Source organism: Pseudomonas sp. GW821-FHT09C10, assembly GCF_059418085.1.
Genome location: NZ_JBWKPE010000017.1, coordinates 36,103 through 54,139, shown reverse-complemented (window position 1 = coordinate 54,139; position 18,037 = coordinate 36,103). Strand labels below are relative to the sequence as shown.

Genomic DNA, 18,037 nt, shown 5'->3' with positions numbered 1-18,037 from the left:
CCTTGGAAGTCCCTGCACGATACAGCGCCGGTCAGTCCCGTTCCAGCACCACGACCCGTTGGCCGGCGCCAATGCCGCTGCCCGGCTGCACCGGGATTTCCCGCACCACCCCGGCAAAGGGCGCCAGCACCGGGATCTCCATTTTCATCGACTCCAGAATCACCAGCACATCCCCGGCCGCAACCCGCGCGCCCACGGCCACCGGCACCTGCCAGAGGTTGCCGGCGATAGGGCTGTCGATGCTGTATTCATTGGCCTTGAGCAGCGTGTCTTGCGCCGCTGGCGTCGCGAGCTCTTCGCTGTCGAAATGCGCCTGGCCGCTGGCGATCCAGCGTTCGCGCTCGGCATTGAAGGCGTGCTGCTGGTGCTCACGAAACGCGCCGATGCTCGCGGCTTCCCGCGTAAGAAACCCTTGGTAATCCGCCAGGTTCAGCGTGCTTTGCTCAATGCTCAGTTCGAAGCGTCCCAGGGGGAAATCCCGACGAATCCGTACCAGCTCATCCGCGCTCACGGGATAGAACCGAATCTGATCGAAGAAGCGCAGCAGCCACGGCTTGCCGTCAAACGCCGCCACTTCGCGATAGCGGTTCCACATCTGCAAGGTGCGCCCGACAAACTGATAACCGCCGGGCCCTTCCATGCCGTACACGCACAAATACGCGCCGCCGATGCCCACCGAATTTTCGGCGGTCCAGGTGCGGGCCGGGTTGTATTTGGTGGTCACCAGGCGATGACGCGGGTCCAGCGGCGTGGCCACCGGCGCGCCGAGGTAGACGTCGCCCAGGCCCATTACCAGGTAGCTGGCGTCGAACACGGTGTGGCGCACTTCATCGAGGTTGGCCAGGTCGTTGATGCGACGGATGAACTCCAGATTGCTCGGGCACCACGGGGCGTCCTTGCGCACGGTGGTCATGTATTTTTCGATGGCCAGCTGGCACGCCGGGTCGTCCCAGGACAGCGGCAGGTGCACGATGCGCGAAGGCACCTGCAGGTTTTGCCGGGTGCACACGGCGGTCCACTCGTGGCTGATCAGTGCGATCAGGTCGGCCAGGGGCAGTTGTTCCGGCTGGTAGTGGATCTGCAGCGAGCGGATCCCGGGCGTCAGGTCGATCACGCCCTTCAACGCTCGGGTTTCCAGGGCCTGCATCAGGGCATGGCCGCGAAAGCGCAGCACCAGGTCCAGCTCCGGCGCGCCGATTTCCAGCAGCAGGTGGGTGTCGCCGGCGAGGCGCGCGACCAGGCGGGTGTCGGCGTGGCCGATGTCCAGGATGATGGGGGATGCCAATTGCTCGGTGCCGGCGACGGACCGAGTTGCTCCCATCGCGAGCAAGCTCTGCTCCCGCAGGGTTTCGGCATCCTTTTGATCCCAGTTCAGGGCAAGGTCGCGGGCGGTCTTGAGGTCCACCGGTTCAAAGCGAACCTTGTCACCGGCCTTGAGCTGGCCGAGTTGCCAAAGGTCCGCCTCGATCACCGTCACCGGGCACACAAAACCGCCCAGGCTTGGCCCGTCCGGCCCCAGGATCACCGGCATGTCACCGGTGAAATCCACGGCGCCGATGGCATAGGGGTTGTCATGGATATTCGACGGATGCAGCCCTGCTTCGCCGCCGTCCGTGCGTGCCCACAATGGCTTGGGCCCGATCAGCCGAACACCGGTGCGGCTGGAGTTGAAATGCACTTCCCACTGCGTGGCGAAGAACGTGTCGATGTACGCCGGCAGGAAATATTCCGGCGCGCCGTGGGGGCCATAAATCACCCGCAGTATGCGGACCTCCGGCAGCGGTTCAGCGACTGATTGTTGCCCGGCGTTCCGGTCTTCCAACGGCAACAGATGCAACACATCGCCTGCCCGCAAGGCGCGCCCGCCATGCCCGCCAAACTGGCCGAGGGTGAAGGTGCTTTTGCTGCCCAGGTAGTCCGGCACTTGCAGCCCGCCACGCAGGCACAGGTAACTGCGCGCCCCGGCGCCGGCGAGGGTGCCCAGGCTCAGCACCGACCCGGCCTCAATCAACAACGCGGTGTTCATTGGCACGGCTTGATCATTCAACCGCAGCGGGATTTCAGCACCGGTCACGGCGACCACCGCCGCGCAATTGAAGCGCAGCAGCGGCCCGCTCAGGGTGATTTCCAGCGCCGCTGCTCCCTCGTCGTTGCCCAGCAGGCGATTGCCCAGGCGCAGCGCGCGGCTGTCCATCGGCCCCGACGGCGGCACGCCCACGGCCCAGTAGCCGAGGCGGCCGGGATAGTCCTGCACGCTGGTTTGCGTGCCTGCGCTGATCACTTCAAACGTGTCGGCCACGTAGACCAGGTCTTCCAGGCACCGCGTCCACGGCCGGCCATTGGCAAAGGGCGCGGCCAGCAGGATTTGGCGCAGGTAATCGCGGTTGGTTTCCACGCCGTACAACCGGCTGTCACTCAAAGCCCGGTGCAGATCCAGGCGCGCCTGTTCGCGGGTGGGCGCCCAGGTGATGAGCTTGGCGATCATCGGGTCGAAGTAGGGCGGGATCTCGCAGCCGGCTTCCACCCAGGTGTCGATCCGCAGGCCTTCGGCCAGCGGGAAATCCACACAGGTCAGCAAGCCGGGGCTGGGCTGGAAATCGCGGCCCGGGTCTTCGGCATACAGGCGCGCCTGGATCGCGTGGCCCTGGGAGGTTAACTCGAGTGTGTTCAACGGCGGCATTTCCCCGGCCGCCAGTTGCACCATCCAGCGCACCAGGTCCACGCCCCATACCTGTTCGGTAACGCCGTGTTCCACCTGCAAGCGTGTGTTCACTTCGAGGAAGTAGAAGCGCCCGTCAGCACTGTCATAGATAAATTCCACGGTGCCGGCGCTGCGGTAGTTCACGGCCTTGGCCAGGGTGATGGCGGCGGCGCACAGGGCGTCGGCCATGCCTTCGGGCAGGTTCGGCGCCGGGGTTTCTTCGAGGACTTTCTGGTTGCGCCGTTGCACCGAGCAGTCGCGCACGCCGAGGGCGATCACTTCACCGGCGCCGTCGCCGAACACCTGCACTTCCAGGTGGCGTGCGTGCTCGATGTACTTCTCGATAAACACGCCGGCATCGCTGAAATTGTTCTGCCCCAGGCGTTTGACCGCCTCGAAGGACTCGCTCAACTCCACGCTGCTGCGGCATACGCGCATGCCGATACCGCCACCGCCGGCGGTGCTTTTGAGCATCACCGGGTAGCCCACGGTGTCGGCGGCCAGCAACGCGCAGGCGAGGCTGTTGAGCAGTTCGGTGCCTTCCAGCAGCGGGATCTTGTGCTGCTTGGCCAAGGCGCGGGCGGTGTGCTTGAGGCCAAATACCCGCAGCTGTTGCGGCGTCGGCCCGACAAAGGCGATGCCCGCGTTTTCACAGGCTTCGGCAAACGCTGCGTTCTCCGACAGGAAGCCGTAGCCGGGATGAATCGCCTTGGCCCCACAGGCCTTGGCGGTGGCGAGAATTTTTTCCACCGCCAGGTACGTACTGGCCGCCGCGCCTTCACCGAGGCTGTAGGCCTCGTCGGCTTGCTGGATATGCAGGCTCGCCGCATCGGCCTCGGCGTACACGGCGATGCCCTTGACCTGCAGCTCGCGCAAGGTGCGCAGGATGCGGCAGGCGATGGCGCCACGGTTGGCAATCAACAGTTTTTCGAACATGGCAAAACCCTGCGGGCCGTCCCGCAAAGTGGGGGAGCACTGCGGTCGTCCGCAGTGCGTGCAGTCAGTGTGGATCCCACATTGGCGCGCTATTGTTTGCGGATGCACTGCCCGGCTCGGGATTGGCACAGGGCAAACAGCCAACGGCGCAGGCGCTTGAGTTTCAGTTCCATACCAGCAGCTCCGCAGGGGTGGGGTTGTAGGCGTTGCATGGGTTGTTCAACTGCGGGCAGTTGGAGATCAGCACGATCACATCCATCTCCGCCCGCAGGTCGACGTACTTGCCGGGGGCGGAAATGCCGTCTTCGAAGGTCAGCCCGCCGTCGGCCGTCACAGGCACATTCATGAAGAAATTGATGTTCGGTCCGATGTCGCCTTTGCCGAGGCGGCCGTCGTGGGCACAGGCGCGCAGGTAGTTGTCGCGGCAGCTGTGCATGTAGCGTTTTTCCAGGGCGTAGCGCACGGTGTTGCTCTCTTGGGCGCAGGCGCCGCCGAGGGTGTCGTGGCGCCCGCAGGTGTCATCGACGATGGTCAGCATCGGCTGGCCGAGGTTGGAATACAGCACGCTGCCGGTGCCCAGGTACACGCTGTTCTGCCGGCGCAACGTGCGTTGCACGTCGTAGCGTTCACGCGGGTTTTTCACGCTGTAGAACAACGTGTCGACGGCCTGGTTGCCCTCCAGGTCGAGGATGCGCAGGGTCTGCCCGGCCTTGACCTCCATCAGCCACGGTTCGCCGGCGGGGATGGTTGCGCGGTACACGGCCGCGTCCGGTTGTTTCAGTGCGATAGACATGGCAGCTCCTCAGGCGAACAGGCGGTCGGTGTTGATAAAGCCGCGCTCGTTTTCCGGGCGCGAGGTGCGGCAGTGTTCGGCGACGCTTTTGTCGGCGTTCATCCAGCTCAGTTTCAGCGGTTGCGGGGCGTATTGCGGGTTCGGGTCCATGGGGTGTTGCAGTGCAGTGAGCACCACCAGGGTGTCCATCGGCGCATAGAGTTCGATGTAGTCGCCGGCCCTGGAATTACCCGGTACAAAGTGCAGGCCACCGTCGCTGTCCACCGTGACTTTGCTGAACAGGTTGAGGGTCATCAGCAGGTCGGACAGGCTCAGGCCCCACTTGCCCAACTCCACCAACAGGTTGTCGGTGCCGTTGCGGAAGAAGCCATTGCGCAGTTCCTGGTAGCGGCCCTGGCCGTATTTCTCGGCGACTTCGGCGGCGCACAGCACGCCGCCGATGCTGTCGCTCCAGCCGCAGGTGTCGGCGGTGATCGCGGCCAGCACGCGGCCCATGTCCGAGTACAGGCAATGGCCGGTGGTGAGCTTGGCGGTGTGTTGGCATTTGAGGCTGTCGGGCAGGTTCAGGCGCTCGGTTTTTTCGTTGGCGTTGAGCAGGGTCAGGCTGACGTTGGCGCCGCCGCGCAGGTCGGTCAGGCGCAGCAGTTGGCCGCGCTTGAGCACGAACGAACGGTGGCCGCCGCCGGGCAGCATTTCTTCGGCGAAGGGTGGGAACAGTTGGGTGGAATCGGTCATTTGGACGTGGCTCCAAGTTCGGCGGCGAGCGCCTTGCGGCGTTCGCTGTTCAAAGGGATGTCGTAGGTGATGCGCGCGCCATAGGCGCCGGGGGCGTGGGGATCGACGCGGACCTTGTCGAACACCAGCAGGCGCGTGCCGAGGCTGAAGCCTTCGCTCAGGTCATGGGTGACCATGAACACCGTCAGCCGGGTTTCGCGCCACAGTTCCAGCAGCAGCTGGTGCATGTCCTTGCGAATGCCCGGGTCGAGGGCGCCGAAGGGTTCGTCCAGCAGCAACACGCGGGGTTTCATGATCAGGGCTTGGGCGATGGCCAGGCGTTGTTGCATGCCGCCGGAGAGCTGCGCGGGGTACTTGTCCAGGGCGTGGCCGAGGCCGACCTTGTGCAGCAGCGCGGCAGCCTGTTCGCGGGCGTCCTTCCTGGCTTTACCGAACAGCCGGCCCAGCAGGCGAGAACGTGGCAGTTCCAGGCCAAGGGCGACGTTGTCGAGCACCGTCAAATGCGGGAACACCGAATAGCGCTGGAACACCACGCCACGGCTGGCATCCGGCTCGGCGGCGAGGGCCTGGCCGTCCAGCAGGATCTGGCCCTTGCTCGCGGTTTCCTGGCCCAGCAGCAGGCGCAGGAAAGTCGACTTGCCACAGCCGGACGTGCCCACCAGCGTGCAGAATTCACCCTCGGCGACCTGCAGGTTGAGGCCTTCGAGCACCACCTGATCGCCATAGCGCTGCCACACATTATTGACGCTGATAAAGCTCATGCCCGCGCTCCTTCGTACCAGGGGAACGCACGTCGGGTCAGGGCCTTGAGGCCCCAGTCCATCAGCCACGCCAGCAGGGTGATCCACACCACGTAGGGCAGGATCACGTCCATCGCCAGGTAGCGCCGTACTAGGAAGATCCGGTAGCCCAAACCGTCGGTGGAGGCGATGGCTTCGGCGGCGATCAAAAACAACCACGCCGAGCCGAGCATCAACCGCAGCGAGATCAACAGGCGCGGTAGCAATTGCGGCAATACCACACGCAGCATCAGGGTCCAGGTGGAGGCGCCGAGGGTCTGCGCCTTCACCAGCAGCTCGACCGGAATTTCCCGCGCGCGCTGTTCCAGGTCTCGGGCCAGGCACGGGGTGACGCCGATGACGATCAGCATCACCTTGGACAATTCCCCCAGCCCGAACACGATGAACAGGATCGGCAGGATCGCCAGCGGTGGCACCATCGACAGCACCGTCAGCAACGGTGACAACGGCGCGCCAAACAGCGGCAGCGTGCCGGCGGCGATCCCCAGGCACAGGCCGGCGAGGGCGCTGATACTCAGGCCGATGGCGAGGCGCCGCAGGCTGGAGGCGCTGTCCTGCCACAGTACGTATTCGCCGGTGCGGGTGTCGGCGTTGAAGGCCAGGCGCTTTACCGCGTCAAGCATTTGCCCGGCGCCGGGCAGCAGCTTGTCGTTGGGGTTGTCCGCCAGGCGCTCGGCCGAGCCCACGAAGTAGGCGAACAGCAGCAGGGCGAACGGCAGCAGCACCAGCAACAGGCGGCTGGAACGGTCGGGGTGACGGTTGATCAGGCGCATGGCCGGGTCCTCTTACAGCTTGCCGTCGGCGGCCATCTGTACGTAGCTGGGGTCGAACTGCAGCTTGAAGTTGGCCTTGTCGCCACTGGTCACACCGTTGGCGAAGCGCATGCCCACGGCGCTGGCGTCCTTGGCGCCTTCACCCAGCAGGCCGTGTTTAAACGAGAACTCGGCGACTTTGCCCATGGTGGCGGGCAACTGTGGACTGGTGGCGAAGGCCAGGGCTTCCTGGGGCGTGACGAACAGCTTGGTAGTGTCCAGTTGCGACTGGAAACCCTTGAGATCCGTGCCGGAGGCCTTGGCCATATGTTCGAGGGCTGCGGTGCTGGCGGGGCCCTTGGCGTTCATCAGCGCGACCACTTCGAACCAGGCGCCGGTGAGGGCTTTGCCCAGGGCCGGGTTGTCTTTGAGGACCTGGGTGTTGACCACCATCATGTCCATGATTTCGCCGGGCACTTTGCTCGAGTCGAACACCTGGCTCACCCCAGGCTTGGCCTTGATCTCCGAGAGCATCGGGTTCCAGGTGGTGACGGCCTGGACCTGGTCGGTGTTGAACGCCGCCGCGATGTCGGCATCGGAGGTGTTGACCACCTTCAGATCTTTTTCCGTCAAGTCCGCCGACTCCAGCGCGCGGGCCAGCAGGTAGTGGGACACCGAGAGTTCCACCAGGTTGACGTTCATGCCCTTGAGGTCGGCCACGGTCTTGCCGGTGCCCTTGATCACCACGCCGTCGTTGCCGTTGGAGAAGTCGCTGACCACCAGCGCGGTGCTGTCCACACCACCGGCGGCGGGGATGGTCAGGGCGTCCATGTTGGTCATGGTGCAGCCGTCGAACTGGCCGGCGGTGTATTGGTTGATGGATTCGACGTAGTCGTTGAGCTGCACCATGTCGATGGTGATGCCGTATTTCTTCGCCCACTTGTCGAGGATGCCTTGGCTGCCGGCGTACTCCCACGGCATCCAGCCGGCGTAGATCGTCCAGCACACGCTGAAGTGTTTTTTGGGGGCGGCTTGGGCCTGGACGCTCAGCACGGCGGCAAAGACGACGGCGAGCAGGGCGGGTAAACGGATTGAGGGCATGGGGCTTCTCCAGTTGATCAAGGGCGAGCAGGAGCAACGCGGCACCGTGAACGGTGGCTTGTCTCCCGGGCTTTTATCCCGCCGTGTAACCTCAACTGGAGGTCGCCAACTCTCGGACCAGCCACTCGCTTTCGGCGAGCCGGAACCCTAGTCGGCCATTGCTAATTGTGGTGCCGCGAACCTGTGATGAATCCTGCACGCAAGAGACAAAGCGAGAGTCGTGCCAAGTGGCTTCGATGCCCGGCGGTTCAGCCGGGCGGGCGGGAGAGGAGGGAGTAGAAGAGGGCGGTGTGCGCCACGCGGGTGCGTCGGCGCACTGCTATGAGGCGCTTACAGCTGGAACTTGCTGACCAGCACATTGAACGAGGTGGCCAGGCGCGACAGGTCCTGGCTGGAGGCGTTGGTCTGGTGCGCACCGGCGGCGGTCTGGGTCGACAGGTCCTGGATGTTGAGCAGGTTGCGATCCACTTCGCGGGCCACCTGAGCCTGTTCCTCGGACGCCGAGGCGATCACCAGGTTGCGCTCGTTGATGCTGGCCACGCTGGCGGTGATGCGCTCCAGCGCCTGGCCGGCGTTTTGTGCCAGGGTCTGGGTGTTGTTGGCCCAGGTCAGGCTCTTGTTCATGGCGGCCACGGCGCCGTCGGCACCGGCCTGGACTTCACCGATCATTTTCTCGATGTCGACCGTGGAGGTCTGGGTGCGGTGGGCCAGCGCCCGCACCTCATCGGCCACCACCGCAAAACCACGGCCTTGTTCACCGGCTCGGGCAGCTTCGATGGCGGCATTGAGGGCCAGCAGGTTGGTCTGGTCGGCAATGCCGCGGATCACATCGATCACCTTGCCGATTTCACGCACCTGGCCGGCGAGGTCGGCGACCGATTGGGTCGAATCGTTGATCTCGACCACCATCGATGACATGCCCGACACGGCCTGCTCCACCTGCTGGCGGCCGTCCTCGGCTTCGGTGGTGGCCTGGCGCGACGCCTCGGAGGTCGACACGGCGTTGCTCGCCACTTCGTCGACCGCTGCGGTCATCTGGTTGACGGCGGTGGCGGCTTGCTGGATTTCGTCGTTCTGGCGGGTCAGGCCGCGGCTGCTTTCGTCGGTGACCGCGCTCAGCTCTTCGGCGGCTGACGCGAGCTGGTCGGAAGCGTTGGCGATTTCCACCAGGGTGCTTTTCAGGCCGCCCTGCATATCCGACAACGCCATCAACAGTTGCCCGGCTTCGTCGGTACGCTCGGTAACGATGGCTTGGGTCAGGTCACCCTTGGCAATGCGCTGCGCGCCTTCCACCGCCTGGGCGATGGGGCGGGTGATGAGCCGCGTGATCAGCACGCCAATGATGATTGCAATGATGAAGGCCAGCACGATGCCGGCAATCATCCAGGTCATCGCACTGTTGCGCAGATCGTCGGCGGCGGCGGCGCCTTCCTTGATCTGGCGGTTATTGGAGTCGACCATCACGCGAATCAGCTCACGTGCCTGGCGGAACAGTTCATTGTTACTGGTGTTGAGCTGCGTACGGGCTTGCTCAAGCTGGCCGGCATCGAGCATCGCGATGATGCGTTCGGAGTTACTGACGTAGGTGGGCCAGATCTGGTCGAACTTGTCGCCGGCTGCCCGTTCGTCATCTTCCAACGGTGTGGCGCGATAAATGGCGTAGGCGGTCTGGCTGCGTTTGAGTTCGTTGGCGATGTCCTGGCGCACGCGTTCGCGGTCCTGCTGGGCCACATCGCCATTGCTGGCATCCACCAGGCGATACAGGCCACGGTTGTGGGCGACCATGCCATTGAGGGTGGCGGCGGTATTGCTCACCGAGACCAGGTTGTTCGAGAAGGTCAGTTCAAGCGCCGAAGCCAGCCGTGTCACGCCCTTGATACCCAAGGCGCCCACGACGAGGGTGATGAACGCGCACAATACAAATGAGAGCAGCAGTTTGGTTGAAATCTTCATGACTGGAATCCGGGTATGAGGGGAGGAAGCTCGCGCTAGAGCCTCCCTGGCATTGTGCGATGTCGTAATGACATCATGCAAATCCGGAAAGTTTCAGTTCGTACAAAAAAGCCCTGTTCATGACGGTTACACACATGTTTCAAACTATTGCGAAAACGCACCAGTTTCGTTTTTTGATGTCAGATATTTCGTCATTCAGTGAAAGCTGAATGCCGCCCCCCAGCGTCGCTGGAGGTGCTCTTCCGCGGTCCAGGAGGCCGCCATGTATCGACGACTGCTGCTCAGCGCTTTACTCGGTCTGACCCTTTCCGCTTGTGTGCCCTACTACGATGGAGGCCAGAGCTACTACCGTTCCGAGGTCTACACCTCACCGGCGCCGGCTTATTACTATGGCGGCGGCACGGCGTATCAATATCGCCGTGATTACTACCCGTCGCCGCGTTACTACGCTCCGGCACCGCGTTATTACTCGGCACCGCGTTATTACCAGCCGGCGCCTCGCTATTACCCGTCAGGGCCAAGGGCCGGTTACCGGCCATACCCGAACCAGGGCTGGGGGGATCGTTGGAACAATGGCGGGCATGGACGCGGTGGCGATCATGACCGTGGAGGTGGCCGCGGCGGTCACCGTTGACCGGCCTGTATGACAAGCGGCGCATGAAGCGCCGCTTTTTCATGGGCGCAAAACCTCAGTAATCGGACAAGTCCGCCAGCGGGTGCCGGCCTTCCCACGCCTTGGTGAAGTGCGCCTGCACCACGGCGTCCGGGACCGTATTGATGTCCGGCCAATGCCAATGGGGCTTCTGGTCCTTGTCGATCAACCGCGCGCGTACCCCTTCGCTGAATTCCGGATGGCGGCAGCAGTTCAGGCTCAGGGTGTATTCCATCTGGAACACCTCGGCCAGGGACAGATGGCGGGCCCGCTGGATCTGTTCCCACACCAGGTGCGCGGTCAGCGGGCAGCCTTCGCTCAAGGTCTTGCCGGCGCGATTGAACAGTGGGTCCGCGTGGTCACGCAGCGGGCTCAAGGCGCGCCAGGCGCTGCGCACATCGCCGACGTCCAGCCATTCGTCGATCTGTGCCCGGCGCGGCAGCCATTGCGCCTCGGGTTGCTGGGCCACGGCTTCCTGGGCCAGGGCCTTGAGCAGGCTGTTGAGCTGTATCGCGGTCTGCTCCTGCCAGTTCAGTTGCAGCAAGCCATCGAGCAACTCGTCTTGTTGATCGTCGCGCAGGAAACGGTCGGCCAGGCCCAGGTCCAGGGCGTCACGGCCGTTGATATGGGCGCCGGTGAGGCCAAGGAATAAACCCAGCTTGCCGGGCAGGCGCGACAGGAACCAGCTGGCGCCCACGTCCGGGTACAGGCCGATGCTGATCTCGGGCATGGCCAGGCGGCTGCTCGGCGTGACAATCCGTATGGCCGCGCTTTGCAGCAGGCCCATGCCCCCGCCCAGCACGTAACCGTGGCCCCAGCAGATCAACGGCTTAGGGTAAGTGTGCAAGCGGTAGTCGAGACGATATTCCGCAGCAAAAAACTGTGCGGCCAGGGCCGGCACTTCACCCGGCTGCTCGCGGCAGGCCTGGGCCAGGCTGCGCACTTCGCCCCCGGCGCAAAAGGCCTTGGGCCCGTTGCCACGCAGCAGCACGCAGACGATGGCCGGGTCTTTGGCCCAGGCCTCCAGGCGATCTGTCAGGGCCAGGATCATCGGCAAAGAGAGGGCATTGAGGGACTTTTCAGCGTCGAGGCTGGCGATGCCGACGCGGGCGCCGCCACTGCCGGTCAGTTCTTCGAAGTGCAGATTCATCGTGACCTCAATCGAGAAGGTGAAGGATCAGTATGATCGCTTCGTGGGAAAGTGCCGGTGGTGTGTCAGATCAATTGACAAGCAGGGCCGGCTTTCCTAGGGTTCGCCTCATTCTTTTCTACAAGACATTTCAACTATGACCGAAGGCGACCGTATCAAACTCGAACCCAGCTGGAAACACGCCCTGCGTGATGAGTTCGATAAGCCCTACATGGGCCAGTTGCGCGAGTTCCTGCGCCAGGAACATGCCGCCGGCAAAGAGATCTACCCGCCCGGCCCGCTGATCTTCAATGCGCTTAACTCAACGCCGCTGGACAAGGTCAAGGTGGTGATCCTCGGCCAGGACCCGTACCACGGCCCCGGCCAGGCCCACGGTTTGTGCTTTTCGGTACAACCGGGCGTGCCGGCACCGCCGTCTTTGGTCAATATCTACAAAGAGCTCAAGCGCGACCTGAACATCGACATCCCCAACCACGGCTGCCTGCAAAGCTGGGCCGACCAGGGCGTGTTGCTGCTCAACACCACCATGACCGTGGAACGCGCCAACGCCAATGCCCATGCGGGCAAGGGCTGGCAGTTCTTTACCGATCGGATTATCGAGGTGGTCAGCGAGCACCAGCCGCACCTGGTGTTCCTGTTGTGGGGCGCCCATGCCCAGGGCAAGCAGAAACTGGTCGATGCCACCAAGCATTTGGTGCTGACGTCGGTGCATCCGTCACCGTTGTCGGCGTATCGGGGGTTCCTGGGGTGCGGGCATTTCAGCCGCACCAACAAGTTTCTTGAGCAGAACGGCGAGACGCCGATTGAGTGGCGCCTGCCGCCGCTCTAAGGCCAGGCACAGTTCAACCTGTGCCGAAGGTTTAGATTTTTTCCGGCTGACGGTTCCAATGCCGAAACAACGGCTCCGCCAGAAACAGCACAAACAACAAGCGCATCACCTGCATCGCCGTCACCAACGGCACCGACAGTTGCAGGGTCTCGGCCGTAAGGCTCATCTCGGCAATCCCGCCGGGCATCATGCCCAGGGTCAGCGAGCGCAGGTCCAGGTGGGTAAGGGCGCTCAAGCCCACCGCCGCCAACGTTGCCAACGCCATGGTCAAGGCCGTGCCGATCAAGGTGCGGCCCATGAACGACGGTGCTCGACGAAAGAACTGCCGATTGAAGTGACAGCCCAACCCGCTGCCGATCAACCACTGGCCGATCTGGCTGCCGCCGTCGGGTAGGCCGATATGCAGGTCCCACACCACGCTGGCCGTCGCACTGACCAGCAAGGGGCCGAACAACCACGGGTTAGGCTGGCGCAAGCGCTGCCAGCCCCAGGCCACCAGTGCCCCGAGTGGAAACAGCAGCGCCAGCCACGCCCAACTGACAGGCGCCGGATGAAACTGCGGTGCACCGCCGCCCAACAGATACTTGAAGATCGCCGGCACACACAGCACCACCACCAGCACGCGCAGACTTTGCCCAGCCGCGACACGGCTGAGTACCGCGCCATTGCGCGAGCCGAGGTTTACCATCTCGCCGGACCCGCCCGGCATGCTCGAGAAAAACGCGGTGGCGCGGTCTTCACCACTACGGCGCATCAACCACACGCCGACCACGCTCGACAGGCTGGTGACCAGTGCCCCGAAGAAAATCAGGCCGAAGTGGCTCATCACCTGTTCGATCACCACCGGGGTGAAGTGCAGGCCGATGCCGATGCCCACCACCCATTGGCCGCATTTGCGCCCGCCGGGAATCTCCGCCAACTGCCAGGGCGTTAGGCAACGCACGAGGATGATCGCCAGCAATGAGCCGACCATGTACGGCAAAGGCCAGCCGACCAGGCTGGCCAGGTAACCGCCGGCCAGGCCGACCAGCGGTGTTCCCCACCAATGTTTAAAGGTGACCTCAGACATCGGCCACGGCACGACGCTGTAGAGCACGTTTACGCCAGGCACGCAGCAGCGGTACGAACAGCATGATTGCGGTCAGTACCCAAACGCCAAACGTGATCGGGCTCGACCACAGGATTTCCAGCGCACCGTTGGAGATCGACAGCGCGCGGCGCAGGTTCTGCTCCATCAGGCCGCCGAGGATAAAGCCCAGCAGTACGGGCGACAGCGGGAAGTCCAGCTTGCGCAGGATGTAGCCGAAGATGCCGATACCGACCATCAGGAACAGGTCGAAGGTGGTGGCGTGCACCGCGTACACACCGATCGCGGTGATGATCGCGATCACCGGCACCAGCGCCCAGTTCGGCACGGCGAGGATGCGCGTGAAGATGCGGATCATCGGGATGTTGAGGATCACCAGCATGATGTTGGCGATAAACAGCGAAGCGATCAGGCCCCAGACGATGTCCGGTTGCTGTTGGAACAGCAGCGGGCCGGGGGTGATGTTGTACAGCGACAGGGCGCCGATCATCACGGCGGTGGTGCCCGAGCCGGGAACGCCGAGGGTCAGCATCGGCACCAGGGCACCGCAGGCGGACGCGCCGATGGCGGTTTCCGGTGCAGCCAGGCCGCGCATGTCGCCCTGGCCGAATTTGCCGCTGGCACCGGCCAGGCGTTTCTCGGTCATGTAGGCCACGGCCGAGGCCAGGGTCGCGCCCGCGCCGGGCAGCACGCCCATGATGAAACCGAGCAGGCCGCAGCGAATGTTCACCACGAACACCGAACCTGCTTCCTTCAGGTTGAACATCATCCGCCCGGTGGCTTTCACTGCTTCCTGGCCACGGTGGGTTTTTTCCAGCAGCAACAGGATCTCGCTGATGGAGAACAAGCCCAGCACCAACACCACAAACTGGATGCCATCGGTGAGGTGGATGTTATCGCCGGTAAACCGGTACACGCCGCTGTTGGCGTCGATGCCCACGGCGGAAAGGAACAGGCCGATCAGCGCCGCCACAAAGGTCTTCAACGGTTTGTCACCGGCCATGCCGCCCAGGCAGACAATCGCGAACACCATCAGCACGAAATACTCCGCCGGACCGAAGGCAATCGCCCATTTGGCCAGCAGCGGTGCAAACAGCACCATGCCGCAGGTGGCGATAAACGCGCCGATGAACGAACTCCATGCCGACAACGACAGTGCCACACCGGCCAGGCCTTTGCGGGCCATCGGGTAGCCGTCGAGGGTGGTCATCACGGTGGACGCCTCGCCCGGGATGTTCAGCAGGATCGAGCTGATACGGCCGCCGTATTCGCAGCCCAGGTACACGGCCGCCAGCAGGATCAGCGCCGATTCTGGCGGCAGGCCCAGGGCGAACGCGATGGGGATCAACAGCGCCACGCCGTTGATCGGGCCCAGGCCCGGCAACAGGCCGACCACGGTGCCGATCAGGGTGCCGCACAGGGCGGTTACCAGGTTGTAGGGGGACAGCGCAACGCCGAAGCCCTGGCCCAAATAGCCGAAAGTATCCATATCAGTTCTCCAGAACGTCGAGCAGGCCGAGGGGCAGCGGAACATCCATGGCTTTATCGAACAGCAGATAAAGACCGATGGCCATCAGGCTGACGATCACCACGCTGGGCACCCAGCGACCGCCATACAGGCGCGCCATGGGGATGCCGATCAGCATGCTGCTGAGGATGAAGCCCAGGGGCTCGAAGGTGCCGGCAAACACGATCAACAGCGCCACGCAGATGCCGATCTTGACCAGGGTCTGGCGGTCCAGCGCCGGTTCTTCTTCGGTGTGCTGGGTGGGTTGCGGGCGGAACAGCATGTAGATCAGCGCCAGGCTCATCAGCCCCAGCATCAGCAATGGGTAGGCGCGGGGCCCTACGGGTTCGTAGGAAAACGACGCCTGGTAGGGCCAGGCCATCAGCGCCAGACCGGCGCAGGCCAGCAGCAGCGCGGCGGCGAATATGCGTTGTAAGAGCATGTTGAACTCCTGGGCCATGCCTGGGGTTTGCCAGGCATGGCCGCGCGACAGAGGGGCGATTACTGGATCAGGCCGAACTCTTTGGCCAGCACTTTGTAGTCAGCCACCTGTTTCTTCACGTAGGTGTCCAGCTCCGGGCCGGTCATGGCGAACGGGAACAGCTCGCGCTGGTCACGCAGCTTGGCGAACTCGTCGGAGGCCAGCAGTTTGTCGAAGGCCTCCTTCCACCAGGCGTAGTCGGCATCGCTGACTTTTGGCCCGAGGTAGAAACCACGCACCACCGGCCAGACGATGTCGTAGCCTTGCTCTTTGGCGGTCGGAATATTCTTCATTTCCGGCTCGTCCAGGCGCTCCTCGGAGAACACCGCCAGCAGGCGCATGTCACCGCTGAGGATGTGCGGCATGGAGTCGGAGATGTCGGTACTGCCGACCTGGATATGCCCGCCGAGCAGGGCGGTGGCGATTTCACCGCCGCCTTCGAGCGCCACGTAGCGCAGCTCGCGCGGGTTGATCCCGGCGGCCTTGGCGATCAGGGCGGTTTGCATCCAGTCCTGACTGCCGACGGTGCCGCCGGAACCGATCACCACGCTGCCGGGATCTTTCTTCAGGGCTTTGACGAGATCGTCGAGGGTCTTGTAGGGCGAATCGGCTTTAACGGCGATGGCACCGTAGCTGGTACCCACGGCGGCCAGCCAGCGTACGGCGCTCTCATCGAAGCGCCCGAACTTGCCCTGGGCCAGGTTCAACAGCGAACCGCTGGACCAGGCCACGAGCGTACCGCCGTCCGCAGGACGCTGGGCCACCACGGCGTTGTAGGCCACCGCGCCCACGCCACCCGGCATGTAGGTCACGCGCATTGGTTTGCTCAGCAGTTTCTCGTTGACCAGCGCGCTTTGCGCCAGTTTGCAGGTCAGGTCAAAACCACCGCCGGGGGAGGCCGGGGCGATGCATTCCGGGCGCTTGGGTTCGTCGGCGGCCAGCAGTTGGCCGGCGAACAGCATGCAGCCGGCGGCGAGGGCCAATTTACGCAATGAAGGGGTCATGGTGATCTCCGTCTTTGTTGTTATGAGTGGCTTACCAGAGCGCAACGCTGTAGCTGACCAGCAGGCGCATTTCATCCGCATCACGGGCTGAATAGTTGGAACGGTAGGTGGCATTGCGCAGGCGCACGGCGACATCCTTGAATGTGCCGCTTTGCACCACGTACTTGATCTCGCTGTTGCGCTCCCATTCCTTGCCGGTGTCGCCGTTCCTGAGCTTGATATTGTCACCCGAGAGGTAACGGCTCATGAAACTCAGGCCGGGAATGCCCAGCTTGGCGAAGTCGTAGTCGTAGCGCGCCTGCCAGGAGCGCTCTTCGGCGCCGGCAAAGTCGTTGATCTGCACGAAATTGACCAGGTACGGGTCGCTGCCATCCACATAGGGAAAGGCGCTGTCGCCGGACATATGCTGGTAGCCGGCGCTGAGCTTATGGCCATTGAGGGCATAGCTGAACAGGCCGTTGAGGGAGGTGTTGTCGATCTTGCCGCCACGGGCTGCGCCTGCGTCATCGCTGATCGCCAGGCGCAGGTCGGTGGCGAAGGTGCCGGGGCCCATCGGGCGTGCGGCGACCAGGCCGAGGAAGTGCTGGCGGTACACGTCATCGAGTTGGGCGAAGTGGTAGCTGCCGGTGATCTTGTCGGCGAACTTGTAGTCGACCCCGCCGAAGTTGAAATGCTTGCCGGTGGCGCCGCTGAGGAAGCGGCTGTTCTTGTTGTTGAGGGCGATGTCCTCGTAGTTGCTGTCGTCGCGGTCCTTGGCCTTGTCGAGACGGCCGCCGGTGAAGACCAGGTTCTTGAATTCCTTGGAGGTGATCAGGCCACCGTTGAAGGTCTGCGGCAGGATGCGCCCGTCATTGGGCTTGAGGATCGGCAGTTCAGGCATCAGCGAGCCGATCTTGAGCTCGGTGGCGGAAATCTTAACTTTGCCGGTCAGGCCCAGCTTGGAGTACTCGTTGGCGGCGCGACCATCATCATGGGTGGGCAGCAGGCCGGTGCCGGTGCGGTCGGGGCTGGAGTCGAGCTTGACCCCGAGCATGCCCAGCGCATCCACGCCAAAGCCGACGGTGCCGTCGGTGTAGCCTGATTGCAGGTTGAGCATGAAGCCCTGGGCCCACTCGTCGCGCTTGGATTGCTGGGCGCTGGTGCCGTCGCGAAAGTCGCGGTTGAAGTACATGTTGCGGGTTTCCAGGGTCGCGCTGCTGTCTTCGAAGAAGGCAGCCTGGCCAAGCGGCGAAAAGCCGGCAAGGGCAGCGGCACTGGCAAGGGCGGTGTGGGTCAGGCGGGAAATACGAACAGGCGGGCAAGCCTGTGGCTGTGTCGACAGCATCGTGGTGCACTCCGTTATTGTTCTTATTTTGGCGAAAACGCTTCGAGGCGTTTTTCGGGCGCGACCCATCAGGTCGCTCAGTAGGCATGACCTACCGTGGCTGGATGCTAAAGGGCGAAGCTTTCACTAACCTTTCAGCTGCCTTTCAATGTTTTCAGGCTTCACAGGGCAGTCGGCGCCTGTAAACTGCCCGGCAAAGCGTGGCGCCGACCACGTCCGAATAAGGTGGAAA

At 63.5% G+C, this 18,037-nt stretch carries 15 protein-coding genes and 1 riboswitch; of the genes, 2 read left to right on the top strand and 13 right to left on the bottom strand.

What is annotated here, in order from left to right; genetic code table 11:
* Window positions 1-31: 31 nt before the first annotated feature.
* The 7 genes from uca to AC07OT_RS26505 all read right to left on the bottom strand — a co-directional run bounded on the left by uca (window position 32) and on the right by AC07OT_RS26505 (window position 9,771).
* On the bottom strand, window positions 32-3,637 hold the full coding sequence (gene uca / locus AC07OT_RS26535) for an urea carboxylase (protein WP_141156997.1): 3,606 nt from the start codon (window positions 3,635-3,637) through the stop codon (window positions 32-34).
* A gap of 163 nt (window positions 3,638-3,800) precedes the next feature.
* Window positions 3,801-4,430, bottom strand: a complete 630-nt coding sequence (locus AC07OT_RS26530; protein ID WP_074844417.1) for an urea amidolyase associated protein UAAP2 — start codon at window positions 4,428-4,430, stop codon at window positions 3,801-3,803.
* A gap of 9 nt (window positions 4,431-4,439) precedes the next feature.
* On the bottom strand, window positions 4,440-5,165 hold the full coding sequence (locus tag AC07OT_RS26525) for an urea amidolyase associated protein UAAP1 (RefSeq protein ID WP_495109464.1): 726 nt from the start codon (window positions 5,163-5,165) through the stop codon (window positions 4,440-4,442).
* Window positions 5,162-5,926 carry an ABC transporter ATP-binding protein gene (locus AC07OT_RS26520; protein WP_495109463.1) on the bottom strand — a complete coding sequence of 255 codons (765 nt, stop codon included), beginning with the start codon at window positions 5,924-5,926 and terminating at the stop codon, window positions 5,162-5,164. Before AC07OT_RS26520 ends, AC07OT_RS26525 begins: the two co-directional genes overlap by 4 nt.
* Entirely contained in the window at window positions 5,923-6,738 is an 816-nt protein-coding gene (locus AC07OT_RS26515; protein ID WP_495109462.1) for an ABC transporter permease, read from the bottom strand. Before AC07OT_RS26515 ends, AC07OT_RS26520 begins: the two co-directional genes overlap by 4 nt.
* A 12-nt stretch (window positions 6,739-6,750) precedes the next feature.
* Entirely contained in the window at window positions 6,751-7,818 is a 1,068-nt protein-coding gene (locus AC07OT_RS26510; protein ID WP_495109461.1) for a putative urea ABC transporter substrate-binding protein, read from the bottom strand.
* A 60-nt stretch (window positions 7,819-7,878) separates the two neighbouring features.
* A riboswitch (guanidine-I (ykkC/yxkD leader) is annotated at window positions 7,879-7,980 on the bottom strand.
* 168 nt (window positions 7,981-8,148) lie between these two features.
* Complete coding sequence (locus tag AC07OT_RS26505) at window positions 8,149-9,771, bottom strand: methyl-accepting chemotaxis protein (protein ID WP_495109460.1); 1,623 nt, start codon at window positions 9,769-9,771, stop codon at window positions 8,149-8,151.
* 262 nt (window positions 9,772-10,033) lie between these two features.
* Here AC07OT_RS26505 and AC07OT_RS26500 point away from each other — a divergent pair, with 262 nt between their 5' ends.
* Window positions 10,034-10,405 carry a hypothetical protein gene (locus AC07OT_RS26500; RefSeq protein WP_081744398.1) on the top strand — a complete coding sequence of 124 codons (372 nt, stop codon included), beginning with the start codon at window positions 10,034-10,036 and terminating at the stop codon, window positions 10,403-10,405.
* A gap of 55 nt (window positions 10,406-10,460) precedes the next feature.
* Here the strand turns inward: AC07OT_RS26500 and dspII are convergent, their stop codons facing one another.
* Entirely contained in the window at window positions 10,461-11,573 is a 1,113-nt protein-coding gene (dspII, locus tag AC07OT_RS26495) for an enoyl-CoA hydratase/isomerase DspII (protein WP_495101034.1), read from the bottom strand.
* A 136-nt stretch (window positions 11,574-11,709) separates the two neighbouring features.
* Between dspII and ung the strand changes: the two genes are divergently transcribed.
* The gene (ung, locus tag AC07OT_RS26490; protein WP_027604331.1) at window positions 11,710-12,402 is read left to right on the top strand and encodes a uracil-DNA glycosylase; all 693 of its coding nucleotides are present in this window, start codon (window positions 11,710-11,712) and stop codon (window positions 12,400-12,402) included.
* A gap of 31 nt (window positions 12,403-12,433) precedes the next feature.
* On the opposite strand, the gene AC07OT_RS26485 is transcribed toward ung, so the two are convergent.
* From AC07OT_RS26485 to AC07OT_RS26465, 5 genes are read right to left on the bottom strand one after another with little or no spacing between them, the layout of a single operon-like run.
* Window positions 12,434-13,471 carry an AbrB family transcriptional regulator gene (locus AC07OT_RS26485; protein WP_092487886.1) on the bottom strand — a complete coding sequence of 346 codons (1,038 nt, stop codon included), beginning with the start codon at window positions 13,469-13,471 and terminating at the stop codon, window positions 12,434-12,436.
* Window positions 13,464-14,978: a tripartite tricarboxylate transporter permease gene (locus AC07OT_RS26480; protein WP_495109459.1), complete on the bottom strand. Its 1,515-nt coding sequence runs from the start codon at window positions 14,976-14,978 to the stop codon at window positions 13,464-13,466. Before AC07OT_RS26480 ends, AC07OT_RS26485 begins: the two co-directional genes overlap by 8 nt.
* Before the next feature lies 1 nt (window position 14,979).
* The gene (locus tag AC07OT_RS26475; protein ID WP_027604328.1) at window positions 14,980-15,438 is read right to left on the bottom strand and encodes a tripartite tricarboxylate transporter TctB family protein; all 459 of its coding nucleotides are present in this window, start codon (window positions 15,436-15,438) and stop codon (window positions 14,980-14,982) included.
* A gap of 59 nt (window positions 15,439-15,497) precedes the next feature.
* A complete protein-coding gene (locus AC07OT_RS26470; RefSeq protein ID WP_027604327.1) occupies window positions 15,498-16,481 on the bottom strand; it encodes a Bug family tripartite tricarboxylate transporter substrate binding protein in 984 nt (327 codons plus the stop codon).
* Between the two features lie 31 nt (window positions 16,482-16,512).
* Window positions 16,513-17,805 carry an OprD family porin gene (locus tag AC07OT_RS26465; RefSeq protein ID WP_065947359.1) on the bottom strand — a complete coding sequence of 431 codons (1,293 nt, stop codon included), beginning with the start codon at window positions 17,803-17,805 and terminating at the stop codon, window positions 16,513-16,515.
* Window positions 17,806-18,037: the final 232 nt, after the last annotated feature.